Below are 420 nucleotides of genomic sequence, written 5' to 3'. Positions count from 1 at the left end.
GCTCGACCGGCGTGGGGAACAGATGGGTCAGCCCCGGCCCGAACGGCTGCGGCAAGGCCTGGCCGAAACGCTGGGCCACGACAACGATCCGCTGACCGGGGCGCACTGACATGAGCGGCGTCGCCGAGATCAGCATCAAGCGGCCGATCACGACCATCATGTTGTTCGTGTCGATGTTCGTGATCGGCCTGATCGCGGCCGTGCGGCTGCCGTTGGAGTCGCTGCCGGACATCACCGCGCCGTTCCTGCTGGTGCAGCTGCCGTACGACGGCTCCACCCCGGAGGAAGTCGAACGCACCATCCTGCGCCCGGCCGAAGAGGCGCGGGCGACGATGACCGGGATCAAGCGCCTGCACGGCACCGCCAGTTCCGATGCGGCCACCATCCAGATGGAGTTCAAGGACTGGGACCGCGACATCG

The 420-nt window shown here is 67.6% G+C and carries 1 protein-coding gene; it reads left to right on the top strand.

Annotation, left to right across the window (positions count from 1 at the left end):
- Positions 1-110: 110 nt before the first annotated feature.
- Positions 111-420 (top strand): efflux RND transporter permease subunit (locus tag HKX41_10515; GenBank protein NNC24566.1); only part of this gene is annotated, 310 nt, incomplete at its 3' end.

Origin of the sequence: Salifodinibacter halophilus (genome assembly GCA_012999515.1) — a bacterium.
GTDB lineage: Bacteria > Pseudomonadota > Gammaproteobacteria > Nevskiales > Salinisphaeraceae > Salifodinibacter > Salifodinibacter halophilus.
This window is presented reverse-complemented; position numbering and strand designations above follow the sequence as displayed.